General features: G+C 71.1%; 16 protein-coding genes and 4 tRNA genes. 17 read left to right on the top strand and 3 right to left on the bottom strand.

Annotated features, from left to right (window positions below):
* Positions 1-3 precede the first annotated feature (3 nt).
* The 4 genes from ACZK5D_RS01820 to mptB are packed head-to-tail and all read left to right on the top strand — an operon-like array spanning position 4 to position 2,740.
* Complete coding sequence (locus ACZK5D_RS01820) at positions 4-402, top strand: NADH-quinone oxidoreductase subunit B (RefSeq protein ID WP_463664045.1); 399 nt, start codon at positions 4-6, stop codon at positions 400-402.
* Complete coding sequence (locus ACZK5D_RS01825) at positions 389-943, top strand: NADH-quinone oxidoreductase subunit C (RefSeq protein WP_463664046.1); 555 nt, start codon at positions 389-391, stop codon at positions 941-943. Before ACZK5D_RS01820 ends, ACZK5D_RS01825 begins: the two co-directional genes overlap by 14 nt.
* Positions 940-1,269 (top strand): NADH-quinone oxidoreductase subunit I, encoded by a 330-nt coding sequence (locus tag ACZK5D_RS01830; protein ID WP_458994559.1) that lies wholly within the window; start codon positions 940-942, stop codon positions 1,267-1,269. Before ACZK5D_RS01825 ends, ACZK5D_RS01830 begins: the two co-directional genes overlap by 4 nt.
* Positions 1,262-2,740, top strand: a complete 1,479-nt coding sequence (gene mptB / locus ACZK5D_RS01835; RefSeq protein ID WP_463664047.1) for a polyprenol phosphomannose-dependent alpha 1,6 mannosyltransferase MptB — start codon at positions 1,262-1,264, stop codon at positions 2,738-2,740. Before ACZK5D_RS01830 ends, mptB begins: the two co-directional genes overlap by 8 nt.
* On the opposite strand, the gene ACZK5D_RS01840 is transcribed toward mptB, so the two are convergent.
* Positions 2,730-3,644, bottom strand: coding sequence for an exodeoxyribonuclease III (locus ACZK5D_RS01840; RefSeq protein ID WP_458994557.1), 915 nt, complete (start codon positions 3,642-3,644; stop codon positions 2,730-2,732). The two genes, mptB and ACZK5D_RS01840, sit on opposite strands and share 11 nt — an antisense overlap.
* Before the next feature lies 1 nt (position 3,645).
* Positions 3,646-4,137 carry a YajQ family cyclic di-GMP-binding protein gene (locus ACZK5D_RS01845; RefSeq protein ID WP_463664048.1) on the bottom strand — a complete coding sequence of 164 codons (492 nt, stop codon included), beginning with the start codon at positions 4,135-4,137 and terminating at the stop codon, positions 3,646-3,648.
* A gap of 179 nt (positions 4,138-4,316) precedes the next feature.
* Between ACZK5D_RS01845 and ACZK5D_RS01850 the strand changes: the two genes are divergently transcribed.
* From ACZK5D_RS01850 to ACZK5D_RS01885, 8 genes are all read left to right on the top strand, one after another.
* Positions 4,317-4,398, top strand: a tRNA-Tyr gene (locus ACZK5D_RS01850).
* A 63-nt stretch (positions 4,399-4,461) separates the two neighbouring features.
* The gene (gene deoD / locus ACZK5D_RS01855) at positions 4,462-5,172 is read left to right on the top strand and encodes a purine-nucleoside phosphorylase (protein ID WP_458994555.1); all 711 of its coding nucleotides are present in this window, start codon (positions 4,462-4,464) and stop codon (positions 5,170-5,172) included.
* Between the two features lie 76 nt (positions 5,173-5,248).
* Positions 5,249-5,321 (top strand) — tRNA-Thr (locus ACZK5D_RS01860).
* 33 nt (positions 5,322-5,354) lie between these two features.
* A tRNA-Met gene (locus ACZK5D_RS01865) sits at positions 5,355-5,430 on the top strand.
* A 51-nt stretch (positions 5,431-5,481) separates the two neighbouring features.
* Positions 5,482-5,652 (top strand): 50S ribosomal protein L33, encoded by a 171-nt coding sequence (gene rpmG, locus ACZK5D_RS01870; RefSeq protein ID WP_458994554.1) that lies wholly within the window; start codon positions 5,482-5,484, stop codon positions 5,650-5,652.
* Between the two features lie 93 nt (positions 5,653-5,745).
* A complete protein-coding gene (locus tag ACZK5D_RS01875) occupies positions 5,746-6,171 on the top strand; it encodes an FAS1-like dehydratase domain-containing protein (RefSeq protein WP_458994553.1) in 426 nt (141 codons plus the stop codon).
* Positions 6,164-6,571, top strand: a complete 408-nt coding sequence (locus ACZK5D_RS01880) for a MaoC/PaaZ C-terminal domain-containing protein (protein WP_458994552.1) — start codon at positions 6,164-6,166, stop codon at positions 6,569-6,571. Before ACZK5D_RS01875 ends, ACZK5D_RS01880 begins: the two co-directional genes overlap by 8 nt.
* Before the next feature lie 16 nt (positions 6,572-6,587).
* Positions 6,588-7,646: a UDP-N-acetylmuramate dehydrogenase gene (locus ACZK5D_RS01885; RefSeq protein ID WP_463664188.1), complete on the top strand. Its 1,059-nt coding sequence runs from the start codon at positions 6,588-6,590 to the stop codon at positions 7,644-7,646.
* A gap of 12 nt (positions 7,647-7,658) precedes the next feature.
* Here the strand turns inward: ACZK5D_RS01885 and ACZK5D_RS01890 are convergent, their stop codons facing one another.
* Positions 7,659-8,837 carry a M20 metallopeptidase family protein gene (locus ACZK5D_RS01890; protein WP_458994551.1) on the bottom strand — a complete coding sequence of 393 codons (1,179 nt, stop codon included), beginning with the start codon at positions 8,835-8,837 and terminating at the stop codon, positions 7,659-7,661.
* 64 nt (positions 8,838-8,901) lie between these two features.
* Here ACZK5D_RS01890 and ACZK5D_RS01895 point away from each other — a divergent pair, with 64 nt between their 5' ends.
* The 5 genes from ACZK5D_RS01895 (at position 8,902) to nusG (ending at position 14,109) form a co-directional block, all read left to right on the top strand.
* The gene (locus ACZK5D_RS01895) at positions 8,902-10,689 is read left to right on the top strand and encodes an ABC transporter ATP-binding protein (RefSeq protein ID WP_463664049.1); all 1,788 of its coding nucleotides are present in this window, start codon (positions 8,902-8,904) and stop codon (positions 10,687-10,689) included.
* Positions 10,686-12,512: an ABC transporter ATP-binding protein gene (locus tag ACZK5D_RS01900; RefSeq protein WP_463664050.1), complete on the top strand. Its 1,827-nt coding sequence runs from the start codon at positions 10,686-10,688 to the stop codon at positions 12,510-12,512. Before ACZK5D_RS01895 ends, ACZK5D_RS01900 begins: the two co-directional genes overlap by 4 nt.
* A gap of 110 nt (positions 12,513-12,622) precedes the next feature.
* Positions 12,623-12,695 (top strand) — tRNA-Trp (locus ACZK5D_RS01905).
* A gap of 92 nt (positions 12,696-12,787) precedes the next feature.
* Complete coding sequence (secE, locus tag ACZK5D_RS01910; protein WP_463664051.1) at positions 12,788-13,309, top strand: preprotein translocase subunit SecE; 522 nt, start codon at positions 12,788-12,790, stop codon at positions 13,307-13,309.
* Entirely contained in the window at positions 13,306-14,109 is an 804-nt protein-coding gene (nusG, locus tag ACZK5D_RS01915; RefSeq protein ID WP_458994547.1) for a transcription termination/antitermination protein NusG, read from the top strand. The genes secE and nusG overlap by 4 nt, the downstream gene beginning before the upstream one ends.
* The last annotated feature ends 13 nt before the right edge of the window (positions 14,110-14,122 follow it).

Consider the following 14,122-nt stretch of genomic DNA (forward strand, 5'->3'; position numbering starts at 1 on the left):
TGCATGCTGCCTGCCCGCGACTGGTTCGACGACGCCTCGGTGTTCGTCGTCGACGTGCCGCTGGCCTGCTGCGCGCTCGAGACCCAGGCCGCGGCAGGCGCCCGGCCGATGGTGGACGCGGCGGCCATCCCGCCCGGTGCGAGGCTGATCGTGACGCTGTCGGGCACCATCACGGCGCCCCTGGTGCCGGCCATCCTGGACACGCTGGACCGGCTCCCGCCGGAGCGGACCGTGGTGGCGTTCGGGGCCTGCGCCTGCGTCGGCGGCCCCTACTGGGACTCGTACTCGGTGGTGAAGGGCGCGGAGTCCCTGGTGGCGGTGGACCACTTCATCGCCGGCTGCCCGCCTCCTCCCGAGGCGCTGCAGTCCTACCTCGAGGAGGTCCGCCGTGGCGCCGCCTGACCACCCATCGGCGACGGAACGGGTCGAGGCGGCCCGCTGGCACGCCCGCGCGGCCGAGGCCCGCGAGGCCGGCTTCACCTTCCTGGCCAACCTGACCGCCGTCGACGAGGTGGGCCTCACCGACCACATCAGGGTCCTGCTGTGGCTCGAGCACCCCGGAGACGGGAGACAGCTGCGGCTGGAGACCCTCACCCCCCGAGACGACGCCCACCTCCCGGACCTCACGGACCTGTTCCCCGGCTGCGCGTGGCTGCAGCGCCAGGTCCACGACTTCTTCGGCGTCACCTTCGACGGCGCGGACAACCGCCCGCTGATCCACCACGGCGGAGGGGCGCCCCTGCGCAAGGACGTGCTGCTGGAGCCGCGCCAGACCCAGCACTGGCCCGGCGCGCTGGAGCCGGGGGAGTCGGAGCAGTCGCCGTCGCGCCGGAAGCTGGTCCCGCCCGGAGTGCCGGACCCCGCCGTCGTGGCGGACCCAGGCGCGACGCCCGCCGACATCGCGCTGTCGGCCACCGGGGCCCGCGTCCGGAGGCTCCGATGAACCAGGCCCACAGCTCGATCGCCCTCGTCGAGGACCGCTGCACCTCCTGCATGATCTGCGCCCGGGAGTGCCCCACCTGGTGCATCACCCTGACCTCCCACCTCGAGCAGACGGTGCCTGCGCCCGGCGCCCGCCCGCGCACCCACAACGTGCTCGACACCTTCACCATCGACTGGGCGCTGTGCATGTACTGCGGCGTGTGCATCGAGCAGTGCCCCACCGACGCGCTCGAATGGAGCGGGTCCAGGGTGCCGTCGGCCGACCGCCTCGTGGACCTCGTCCACGATCGGGGGCTCCTCGCCCCTCGGCGGGAGACGGGTGAATAGCCGCCTCCGACGGGCCGGCCGCGACCTCCGGCAGGCGGCCTCGACCCGCGCCGTGTGGTTCGGCTTCCTCGGCTCGCTGGGCATCCTCGCCGGCTCGCTGAGCCCGGCCTACCTGCCGCAGGCCTCCCCGATGTGGGACGTGCTGCGCGCCCTGGGGATCGCGGGGGACACCACCAAGATCGTCGGCACCGTCACCACCCTCGTCGGCCTCGTGCTGCTGCTGGAGGCGTGGTTCCGGCTGCGCCCGGCCCGCCGCCGGGCGATGGGGCAGCCGCAGCTGCGGCACTGGGCCGTGCTGACGATCGTCGCGCTGCCGCTCGCGGTGGGGCCGCCCATCTTCTCCCATGACGCGTACTCCTACGCCGCCCACGGCTGGCTGATCCACAACAACCTCAGCCCCTACCAGGTGGGCCCCGGGATCCTCCCGGGCTACTACGCGGACCAGGTGGCGTGGGTGTGGCGGGAGACCACGGCCCCCTACGGCCCCCTGTCGCTGTGGATGAGCCATGGGCTGGTGATCCTCGCCGGCTTCGAGCCGTTCGCCTCGGCCGTCCTCATGCGCATCCCGGCGCTGGTCGGGGTGCTCCTCATCGGCTCGCTGGTCCCGCGGATCGCGCGGCGGGTGGGCGTGGATCCGGCTGCCGCCAGCTGGTTCGCGGTCCTGAACCCCATCCTGATCATCGACTTCGTGGGCGGCGCCCACAACGACGCGCTCATGGTGGGCCTCATGCTCCTGGGCATCTGGGTGACGATGCGCTACCGGCACTGGTGGGCGGGGGCGCTGATCGTGGGGGCCGCGGCGGCCGTCAAGCAGCCGGCCTTCCTGGCCGCCGTCGCGCTGCCGTTCCTGGTCACCCCCTGGACGTCGTGGCGCCCCCGGGCGGTCGCGTGGGCCGCGGGGAAGGCGCTGGCCTCGCTGGCGCTGGCGGTGGGCGTGTTCGCCCTGATCTCGGTGGTCTCCGGCATGGGATTCGGGTGGATCAACGCCATCAACGTGCCCGGCATGGCCGAGACGATCTCGCCGTTCACCGTGGTCGGGCACCTGCTGCAGTTCCCCGCCACCTACTTCGGCTGGGACCCCAGCGGCGTGGCCGTGGTCACGGTGGTGCGCGCCATCGGCGCCGTCGTCTCCGTGGTGGGCATCGCGGTGTTCGCCTACCTGCACCTGGGCAGGCGGCCGCTGACGTTCCTGGCCTACTCGTTCCTCTGGTTCGCGCTGTGCGCCCCCGCGCTCCACTCGTGGTACCTGCTGTGGGGGGCGGTCCTGCTCCCGATGGCGCACCCGTCGACGAAGCTGCTCCGCGCGGCGATCGTGGTCACGGTGGTCCTGCTCGGCTTCGCGGCCATGACGTTCGGGCTGCGCAACGGCCCGTGGATGCTGGTGCTCATCCTGTTCGGCGCCGTCTACTGGATCATGCACACCCACGAGCTGAGCCAGCCCATGGACGAGCCGGAGCCGGTCAGGGCGTGAGCGGGCCCGCCGGGACGCGGTAGTCGACCAGCACGGGGGAGTGGTCGCTGATGCGCTCCTCGTAGCTGGCCTCGCGGCCCACCCAGGCCGCCGTCGCGCCCCGGGCCAGGCCGGGTGAGGCCAGGTGGTAGTCGATCCGCCAGCCCGCGTCGTTGGCCCAGGCCTGCCCGCGCCAGGACCACCAGCTGTAGGGCCCGTCCGCGTCCGGGTGGACCCGCCGCACCACGTCGACGAGGCTGCGCGGAGAGAGGATCGAGGCGAACCAGTCACGCTCCTCCGGCAGGAACCCCTCCGACTTCTGGTTGGTCCGCCAGTTGCGGAGGTCCTGGCGGGTGTGGGCGATGTTGAAGTCGCCCATCACCAGGAACTCTCTGCCCTCGGCGGCGGCCTCGCGGCGCGACGCGGTCAGCTGGCGAGCGAAGCCGCGCATGAATCGCATCTTGCGCTGGTACTTCTCCTCGCTGCCCTCCTCGTGCGGCCAGGCGGCGCCCTTGGGGAGGTACAGGGACGCGACGCGCAGCGGGGCGTCCGCCAGGTCCACCTCGAGGTAGCGGCCCTCCGTCGCGAAGCGGGCGAGGTCGCGGTTGACGATCCGCTCGGCGGGCACCGCCTCCGGCTGCAGGTCCGGCCCGAACTGGTAGGCGGTGCCGTCGAGCGCGCGGACGCGGGCGGGCTTGACGCGGGTCATCACCGCCACGCCGTTGCGGCCGGCCGTCAGCCCCGTGTCGAGGGTGACGTGGTAGCCGTGGAACGCCTCGAGCGGGAGGTCGTCGACGCGGCAGCGCACCTCCTGGAGCGCGATCACGTCCGCCCCGGCGGCGTCCCAGAAGCCGCGGAAGCCGCGGCGGAGGGCGGCCCTGATGCCGTTGACGTTGTGGGTGCCGATGCGGAAGGGGGAGCCCACGTCAGCGGTAGTTGACGTACTGGACCGCGAAGTCGTAGTCCTGCTCCTTGATCATCGCCTGGACCGCCTGGAGGTCGTCGCGGTTCTTCGACGAGACGCGCAGTTCCTCGCCCTGGATCTGGGTCTTGACGCCCTTGGGGCCCTCGTCGCGGATCAGCTTGGTGATCTTCTTCGCGTTCTCGGTGCTGATGCCCTGCTTCGTGGTGGCGGTGATCTTCCACAGCTTGCCCGAGACCCTCGGCTCTCCGGCCTCCAGCGCCTTGAGGCTGACGCCGCGGCGCACGAGCTTCGACTGGAACACGTCGAGGATCGCCTTGACCCGCTCCTCCGAGACGGCCTCCATCTCGATGTTCTCGCCGGACCAGGCGATCTTCGCGTCGGTGTTCTTGAAGTCGAACCGCTGGCCAACCTCCTTGACGGCCTGGTTGAGGGCGTTGTCGACCTCCTGCCGGTCCACCTTGCTCACGACGTCGAACGAGCTCTCTGCAGCCATGGTTGCCTCCCCTGTCCTGTTCTCCGGCCCTTGCCTTGGGGCCTCCGTGGCCCACCGCACCGAGCGGCCGAGGCGCTCGGTGGCGGCTGGCCCATTCTGCCAGCACTGCCGGGACCCGGGTGCTTTGCCGATGCGGTGAACGCACTGCTATGCTCGTGCGTCGCCGGGATACCCGGCATGGCAGGTTGCCCGAGTGGCCAAAGGGAGCGGTCTGTAAAACCGTCGGCGTAGCCTACGTTGGTTCAAATCCAACACCTGCCACTAGGCCTCGGACCGGATTGGTGCGGGGCCTAGTTTCGTTTCATCGGCAGAGAGGGGCCGACGATGGCCACCCCACACATCGCCTGCGAGCCCGGCGACATCGCACCACTGGTGATCATGCCCGGAGACCCGAAGCGGGCCGAGCGCATCGCCAGGACCCGGATGCAGGACGTGCGCCTGGTCTCGGACGTGCGGGGCATCGCGGCCTGGACCGGCACCGTCGACGGCGTCCCGATGACGGCGATGGCCTCGGGGATGGGCGTCCCGACGTTGTCCATCTACGCCACCGAGCTGTTCTCGCAGTTCGGCGTCAAGCGGATCTGCAGGGTGGGCACCTGCGGCGGCATCTCGTCGAAGGTCGCGGTGAGGGACGTCATCGTCGCCTCCTCCGCCCACACCAACTCGTCGGTGGCCACCATCGACATCCCCGGCGTGTCGCTGTCGCTCGCCGCCTCCTACGACATGCTGCGGGCCGCCGTCGAGTCCGCCCGGGACGCCGGCCGCACCGTGCACGTGGGCGCCGTGTTCACCAGCGACTTCTTCTACTCCTCGCGCACCGACATCATCCCCGGGCTGGACAGGCTGGGCACCCTCGGCGTGGAGATGGAGGCGGCCGGACTCTACGCCTGCGCGCTCGCCCACAACGCGGAGGCGCTCGCCGTGCTCACGGTCTCGGACCACCTCAAGGACGGCTCGTCGGACCTCACCGCAGACGAGCGCGAGACCCTGTTCCAGGGTGCGCTCGAGGTCGCCGTCGCCGCGCTGAAGGCCTGACCGGACCCCCGATCGGGCGCCGGGATCCCCGATTTGTGGTGATCGTCGCGGCGCATGTATGGTTGGTCGTCGGCTGGCCCCTATAGCTCAGTAGGCAGAGCGTCTCCATGGTAAGGAGAAGGTCTGCGGTTCGATTCCGCATGGGGGCTCGGTTCCCTCCCGCACCACCGGGGGGGAACTCTGACGGGGTAGCTCAGTCGGTAGAGCAAGCGGCTCATAATCGCTGTGTCGCGGGTTCGAATCCCGCCCTCGTCACCACCACCGCGAGAACAGCGCCCCGCGCGAAGCTAAATTGAAGGAATTTCGACCATGGCCAAGAAGTCACAGGACGTCCGTCCGAAGATCACGCTCGCATGCACCGAATGCAAGGAGCGCAACTACATCACGAAGAAGAACCGTCGAAACGATCCCGATCGTCTCGAGATCAAGAAGTTCTGCCCGCGCTGCCGCACCCACCGGGCGCACCGCGAGACCCGCTGAGGTCTCCCGAGCTCAACCGCCGAGACCGGCCACCGCACGGTGGCCGGTCTCGTTGCGTCTCCGGACCCCATCCGGGCCGGTAGCCTTGCCCCCATGCCAATCACCGCCGAGCACGTCGGGCGCCGCTACCCGGCAGCCCCTCCGTACGTGGTCAGCCGGGCCAAGATCGTCGAGTTCGCCGAGGCGGTCCGCGACGACAACCCGGCCTACCGAGGAGACCACCCCGTCGCCCCGCCCACCTTCGCCGCCGTCATCGCGGCCCAGGCCTGGGGGGCCCTGTTCGGCGACGAGGAGTTGGGCCTGGCCCTCAACCGCACCATGCACACGGACCAGACGTTCACCTTCCGCCGCCCTCTGCGCGACGGCGACGCGGTGGTGGCGGAGCTGAGCATCGAGAAGGTGCGTAACCGTGGGGCGCTGGACATGATCACGGTCCTGGTGGACCTCACCGTCGACGGCGAGCCGGTCTGCGAGGCCCGCTCCACGCTCATGCACACCCGGGAGGACGACGATGCCTGAACCGACAGTGGGACAGGTTCTGCCGGAGCTGCGCGTGCAGGTGACCCGCTCCACCGTGGTGCGCTACTCGGGGGCCTCCACGGACTTCAACGAGATCCACTTCTCGGACCGGCACGCCCGGGCCATCGGCCTGCCTGGCGTGGTGGCCCACGGCATGTGGACCATGGGGGCCGGGCTGAAGGTGGTCACCGACTGGATCGGGGACCCGGGGCGAGTGCTGAGCTACTTCGTCCGGTTCACCCGGCCGGTCGTGGTCCCGGACACCGACGAGGGCACCGAGGTGCGCTACACCGGCACCGTCACCGCGGTCGCCGACGGGGTGGCCACCGTCTCGATCACGGCCACCTGCGGCGACGAGGCCGTCCTCGGCGCGGCGAAGGCCGAGGTCCGCGTTGACTGAATGCCGGATCGACCGGCTGTCCGCGGCCACCGCGGAGCCCGCCGTCGCCGCCTCCACCCGGCTCGCGGACCACACCACCCTGCGGGTGGGCGGCGAGGCCCGCCGGTTCGAGGTGGCGCCCACGGAGCGTGACCTGATCGACGTGGTGACCGACTGCGACGAGAGGGGCGAGCCGCTGCTCGTCCTGGGGGGCGGGTCGAACCTGCTGGTCGCGGACGAGGGCTTCCCCGGGACGGTGGTGCGGGTGGCGCTCACGGGCCTGGACGCCGACGTGTCCACCTGCGGGGGAGCGGCCGTGAGGGTCGCGGCGGGGGAGAACTGGGACGACGTGGTGGCCTACGCCGTCGAGCAGGAGTGGAGCGGGCTCGAGACCCTGTCCGGGATCCCCGGAAGCGTCGGCGCCACCCCCATCCAGAACGTCGGCGCCTACGGCTCCGACGTGTCGCGCACGATCACCTCGGTGCGCACCTGGGACCGGGTCGAGCGCACGCAGCGCACGTTCCCGGTCTCGGACTGCGGCTTCGCGTACCGGTCCTCGCGGTTCAAGCGGGAGCCGGGCCGCTACGTCGTGCTGGAGGTCGGCTTCCAGCTGCCCCTCGGCTCGCTCGGGGCGCCCATCGCCTACCCGGAGCTGGCCGCCCGCCTCGGCTCGCGGCAGGGCGGGCGGGTGCCGGCGAGGCTCGTCCGCGACACCGTCCTGGCCATCCGGCGCGGCAAGGGCATGGTGCTGGATGCCACGGATCACGACACCTGGAGCGCCGGGTCCTTCTTCACCAACCCCCTCCTCACCGAGGAGGAGGCCGCCAGGCTCCCCGCCGACGCGCCCCGGTTCCCGGCCGAGGAAGGCCGCGTGAAGACCAGCGCCGCCTGGCTGATCCAGCACGCCGGCTTCGCCAAGGGACATGTCCGCGGACCGGCCGCGCTCTCCACCAAGCACGTCCTGGCGCTGACCAACCGCGGCGACGCGACGGCCGCGGACCTGGTCGCGCTGGCCCGCGAGGTGCGCGACGGCGTCGAGAAGCGGTTCGGGGTGTCTCTGGTGCCCGAGGTCAACCTCGTCGGCGTCAGCCTCTGAGGCGCTCGCCCGTCAGTCGCGGCGCTCGAGAACGGCCTGGGCCGCCGCCACGTAGCCGGCGGCCAGCGTGTGGGCGGCCAGCCGCAGGGCGTCGCGGCCAGGGAGGAACGCCCCGTGATGCAGGCCCACGCCGTCGACGCGCCCCGTGCCCACGAAGCACATCACCGACGCGGTGGCCAGCCCGTACTCGCCGAAGTCGTCCGAGCCGCAGGAGCGGAACGGCGTCTCTGCCACCGTCACCCCCACCGACTTCAGCAGCGGGTCCAGGCGCCGTACCAGCCCCGGGTCGTTGACCAGCGCCGGGCCGCCGTGGATGAAGCGGGTCGCGGCAGCCGCCCCCCGCGCCAGCGCCACCGCGTCCGCGGTGCGGGCGATGGCCTCATGCAGCAGCGCGCGGTCCTCGTCGGAGTAGGTGCGGATGGTGCCCCGGCAGCGGGCCTCGTCGGCGATGATGTTGGGGGCCGTCCCGCCCGAGATCTGCCCGATGGACACGACGGTGGGGTGCGTGGGGTCGATGATCCGCGTCGGCAGGCCGGAGACGGCGGTCACGATGCTGGCGAGCGTGGTGATGGGGTCGATCGCCACATGGGGGTAGGCCCCGTGCCCTGGGCGGCCGCGCACCACGATCTCGAACTCGTCGTAGGCCGCGTTCACCGCACCCACCCCGGTGGACACGACACCACGCTCCACCTCGGGCTGCACGTGGACGCCCACCATGGCCTCGATCTCCTGGTCGTCCAGCAGACCCGAGGCCACCACGTCGCTGGCCCCCGCCGGGTTGACCTCCTCCCGGGGCTGCAGGATCGGCACCATCGCGACGGGGAGCTCCAGCCCGCGGGCCGCCGAGATCAGCGCCCACAGCGCGCCCAGGTGCACGTCGTGGCCGCAGGCGTGCATCACGCCCGGCCTCCTGGACTCCCACTCGATCCCCGTCGCCTCGTTCACCGGCAGCGCGTCGAGCTCGGCACGGACGCCGACGGCGGGACCCTCGGGCCCGATCCGCGCCCAGGCGCCGGTGTGCGCCACGTGGGTCCAGTGCGTCCACTCGGCCGCCCGGGTGAAGGTGTCGCGGGTGGGCTCCTCCTCGCCGCTGAGGTGTGGCTCCGCGTGGATCGCGCGGCGGAGCGCGGCCGCGTCGGGCAGCACCCGGTCGATGCCCTCGATCAGGGCGCTGAGCAGGGCCGACGTCATAGCCACACAGTCTAGTGTCCTGCGCGGCCCTGGACCGTGACCAGGCACGGGGTAGCCTGACCGGGTGCCCCAGCCCACCCCCACCCTTCGCCCCGCCGCGCCCCGGCGGCCCAGCCTGGTGCGGCTGCTGCCCTACCTCCGCCCGTTCCGGCGGCAGTTCGCGCTCGCCCTCGCCATGGCCCCGCTCGGGGTGGCGATGGCGGTCCTCATCCCGCTGCTGCTCGGCAGCATCGTCGACGGCCCCATCGCGGGGCGCGACGGCTGGGGGGTCGCGCTCTACGCGCTGCTGATCCTGGCAGCCGGGGCGGTCGACGCGGCGATCAGCCTCGTGCGGCGCTGGATGATGACGCGGGCCACCTCGGCCCTCGAGGCCAACATCCGGCTGGACCTGTTCGACAAGCTGCAGGCCCTTCAACTGGGCTTCCACAAGCGGTGGGAGTCCGGGCAGCTGCTGTCGCGGATCATGAGCGACCTCGGCCTGCTGCGTCGGTTCATGTCCTTCGGGATCCTCATGCTGATCATGAACACGATCCAGATCGTCGTGGTGGTCTCCATCATGCTGGCCATGCACTGGCCGCTCGGGGTCGCGGTGCTCGTCTCGGTGCTGCCCGTGGTGGCCGTCACCACCTACCTGGTGCACCGCTTCGGGAAGGTGTCGCGGCAGGTGCAGGACCGCACCGGAGACGTGGCCTCCACGGCGGAGGAGTCCCTGCACGGCGTCCGGGTGATCCGCTCGTTCGGCCGCGTGCCGTTCGCGTTCCGCGGCTTCGACGAGCGCGCCGTGCTGCTGCGCGACTCCGGCGTCCACCGGATGCGCATCGCGTCGGTGCTGTGGACCCTGCTGGAGGTGTTCCCCTCCGTGCTCCTGGTGATGGTGCTCGGCGGCGCGGCCGTCGCCGCCGCGGAGGGCCTGCTCACGCTCGGGGAGGTGGTCTCCTTCGTCACCCTGCTCCTGTCGCTGGCGTGGCCGGTGGGCTCCCTGGGCTTCCTGCTGTCGTTCATGCGGGAGGCCGCGACAGCCGCGGACCGCGTGTGCGAGGTCTTCGACGCCCCGGTCACCATCGTCTCCGGCACGCGCCGGATCGAGGAGCCCCGAGGGGCGCTCAGCCTGCGCGACGTCAGCTTCCGCTTCGACGACGCCGACCGGCCCACCCTCGACGGCCTGACCCTCGACATCGCCCCCGGCGAGACGGTGGCGCTCGTCGGCGGCACGGGCTCGGGCAAGTCCACCATCGTCTCGCTGATCCCGCGCCTGCAGGACGTGACCGGGGGAGAGATCCTCCTCGACGGCGTCGACGTCCGCGACCTCGAGCTCACGCAGCTGCGTTCCCTGGTGGCCACGGCGTTCGAGGATCCCATTCTGTTCTCGATGTCGGCCCGGGAGAACCTCACCCTGGGCCGGCCGGACGCGAGCGACGAGGACCTCGCCGAGGCGATCCGGATCGCCTCCGCCGAGTTCGTCCACGACCTGCCCTGGGGCCTCGACACCAGGCTCGGGGAGCAGGGCCTCAGCCTGTCCGGCGGGCAGCGGCAGCGCCTGGCCCTGGCCCGCGCCATCCTGGTGCGGCCCAAGGTCCTCGTGCTCGACGACACCCTCAGCGCCCTCGACATCCACACCGAGGCCGAGGTGGAGGCCGCGCTGAAGGCCACCCTCTCCGGGGTCACCGGGCTCGTGGTGGCGCACCGCGCCTCCACCGTGCTGCTGGCGGACCGGGTCGCGATGCTCGTGGAGGGCCGGATCGCTCACGTGGGCACCCATCAGGAGCTGCTGGCCACGGTTCCCGAGTACCGGGAGCTGCTCTCTGCCGATTACAGCATCGAACCCGAGCTGGCCGAGGAGGGGATCCGGTGAGCGACACCCGGGACACCGCGCTGGAGGACTGGCGCGGGGTGAAGCAGGAGATCACGGAGGAGACCGATTCGACGGTGGCGCTCCGCCCCGCCAGCCGTCGGCTCCTCGGCGAGCTGGTGCGCCCCTACCGCCGCTGGGGCGCCGTGCTGGTCGTCGTGGTGGTGCTGGAGTCGCTCGCGCGGCTGATCATCCCCGTGATCGTCCAGCGCGTCCTCGACGACGGCATCCCGGCGCTGCAGGGCGGGCAGGCGTCGCCGCTGGTCACCCTGCTGGGCGTCATGGTGGGCGCCATCGTCGTGCAGGTCACCTGCCGCGCGTTCTTCCTGCGCCGCTCCGGGGTGATCGGCAACGAGCTGCTCCTCACCCTGCGCCGCCGCCTCTACCGGCAGTTCCAGCGGCTCAGCGTCGGCTTCCACGACAGGTACACCTCCGGGCGCGCGGTGTCGCGGATGACGAGCGACGTCGAGGCCGTCCAGGAGCTGGTGCTGCAGGGCATCGACGTGGTCATCGCGGCGCTGCTCACCATCGTGGGCTCGACGGTGATCCTGCTGTTCCTCGACTGGCGCCTCGCCCTCGTGGCATTCGCCACCTACCCCCTGCTGTGGCTGCTCATGCGCTGGTTCGCCAAGGCCTCCACCCGGGCCTTCCGGCACGTGCGCACGCTGTCGGCCATCGTGATCGTGCAGTTCATCGAGACCATGACCGGCATCAAGGCGGTGCAGGCCTTCCGCCGCGAGACCCGGTCCCGTGAGATCTTCGAGGCCGTCGCGCTGCAGTACCGCGACGCCAACACCACCGCGCTGCGCGTCTTCGCCCGCGCGATGCCCGGGATCCAGTTCGTCGGGCACGTGGGCATCGTCGTGGTGGTGACCGTCGGCGGGTACATGGCGCTGGCGGGCCAGCTGTCGGTGGGCACGCTGGCCGCGTTCGTGCTGTACGTGCGGATGTTCTTCGACCCCATGCAGGACCTCGGCCAGTTCATCTCGTCGCTGCAGTCCGCGCTGACGGCGCTGGAGAAGGTCGCGGCCGTGATGGCGGAGGAGCCGGACGTCCGCGACCCCGCCGACCCGGTGGCCCTGCCCGCCGCCCGCGGCGAGTTGGCCCTCGACGGCGTTGAGTTCTCCTACGTCGAGGGCGCGACGGTGCTGCCGGACCTCACGCTCTCCGTCCCCGCCGGCCAGACGGTGGCGCTCGTCGGCACCACCGGAGCGGGGAAGACCACCATCGCCAAGCTCATCGCCCGGTTCTACGACCCCCAGCAGGGGTCGGTGCTGCTCGACGGCGTGGACCTCCGCCGCCTCGACGACGAGACCCTGCGCCGGCACGTCACGCTGCTGACGCAGGAGAACTTCATCTTCGCCGGCTCGGTGGCCGACAACATCGCCTTCGGCCGCCCGGACGCCACCCGCGCCGAGGTGGTGGCCGCGGCCCGTGCGGTGGGCGCGCACACGTTCATCGAGGCCATGCCCGGCGGGTACGACACCGACACCGGGAAGCGGGGGTCGCGGCTCTCGGCCGGCCAACGGCAGCTGGTGGCGTTCGCGAGGGTGGTGCTCGCGGATCCGAGGGTGCTGATCCTGGACGAGGCCACCTCGTCGCTGGACGTGCCAACAGAGCGGCTCGTCCAGCGCGCGCTCGGCACGATCCTGGCCGATCGCACCGCCGTCATCATCGCCCACCGGCTGTCGACGGTGGAGATCGCGGACCGGGTGCTGGTGCTCCAGCACGGCAGGGTGGTCGAGGACGGGCCGCCCGCGGCCCTGGTTGCGGGCGAGGGCCGATACGCCGACCTGCACCGCGCGTGGCTGGCGTCCTTGGCGTGAGGCTGGTTCGCATCTCGAAGCCGGAGCGCATATAGTAGGGAAAACCGGTCAAGTCGCCATTGTCCAAGCGCGCTCAAAATGCGCTCGGGCCACGGGGGATGCGGCCGTAAAGGGTAGTAGCTCAATTGGCAGAGCAGCGGTCTCCAAAACCGCAGGTTGGGGGTTCGAGTCCCTCCTGCCCTGCTAGGCGGCCGTCGAATTCCGGTTGCCTCGCCCGCCTGCCGACACTCGTGTCGGTGAGGCATTTTGTTTGTTTCTGGGAAGGGAAGGTCGGCGTGAGCGACAAGTCGCACGACGAGCCGGACAACGAGGAGATCGTGTCCGACGAGCCCGCAACGACCGACGCCGACGAGATCGTCTCCGACGAGGAGGCCCTGGCCGAGGCCGAGGCGGAAGCCATGGCGGCCGACGAGGACGTGACGCTCAAGCCTGCGCCCTCGGACGACGACGTGATCTCCGAGCACGAGCGCGAGTTCACCGAGGACGAGCTGACCGCCGCCGCCACCCCGGCGATCCAGCGCCGCACCGCCAAGGCGCCCGTCCGCAAGGCGGCACCCACGCGCAAGCGCAACGCCTCGGTGACCGAGGCCGAGGACCCCTACAGGGCCGGCAACCCGGCCGAGTTCGTCCGGCAGTCCGCCGGCGAACTCAAGAAGGTGGTGTGGCCCACCTGGCCGCAACTGGTGACCATGTTCGGCGCGGTGCTCGTCTTCGTGCTCATCATGATTTTCATCGTGGGAGTGTTGGACCTGGCCTTCGGCTGGTCCCTCCTGCAGATCTTTGGGAGCAACACATGACCGACTCTGACCGCAACGACATCGACTTCGAGATCGACCTCGGCGCCATCGAGGAGTCCGCTCCGGACGAGGTGGAGATCGACCTCGGCGCCTTCGGCGACGACGAGCCCGAGGAGGCGCCCGTCCTCCTCGCCGACGAGGAGCCGGACGCAGCGGAGGCCGAGGAGGCCGCGGACAAGGACGACGCCCTGGCCGCCGCCCTCGAGGAGCTGCGCACGGAGCTCGAGTCGAAGTACGGCGAGTGGTACGTCATCCACACCTACTCGGGCATGGAGAACCGCGTCAAGCAGAACGTGGACTCGCGCGCCCAGACCCTCAACATGGAGGACTACATCTTCGAGACGGTCGTGCCGACCGAAGAGGTCGTCGAGATCCGCAACAACGCGCGCAAGACCGTCACGCGCTGCGTGCTGCCCGGCTACGTCCTCATCCGGATGGAGCTGACCGACGACTCCTGGAGCGTCGTGCGGCAGACCCCCTCGGTCACGGGCTTCGTCGGGCACGGGCAGCAGCCGGTGGCGCTGTCGATCGACGAGGTCCTCAACATGCTGACTCCTTCCGTGATCGCCAAGGTCAACGCCGCCCAGGCCGGTGCCGCGGTTGCGCGGAAGAAGAAGGTCGAAGTCATCGACTTTGCCGTCGGAGACTCCGTCATGGTGGTCGACGGACCCTTCACCGGGGTCCACGCCACGATCACCGAACTCAACCCGAACAATCAGCGGCTCATCGCGCTCGTCGAGATCCTCGGCCGGGAGACCCCCGTCGACCTCGAGTTCAAGCAGGTCGAGAAAGTCGTCTAAGATTGTGCGTTGC

It is taken from the genome of Tessaracoccus yangjingae (assembly GCF_055326235.1).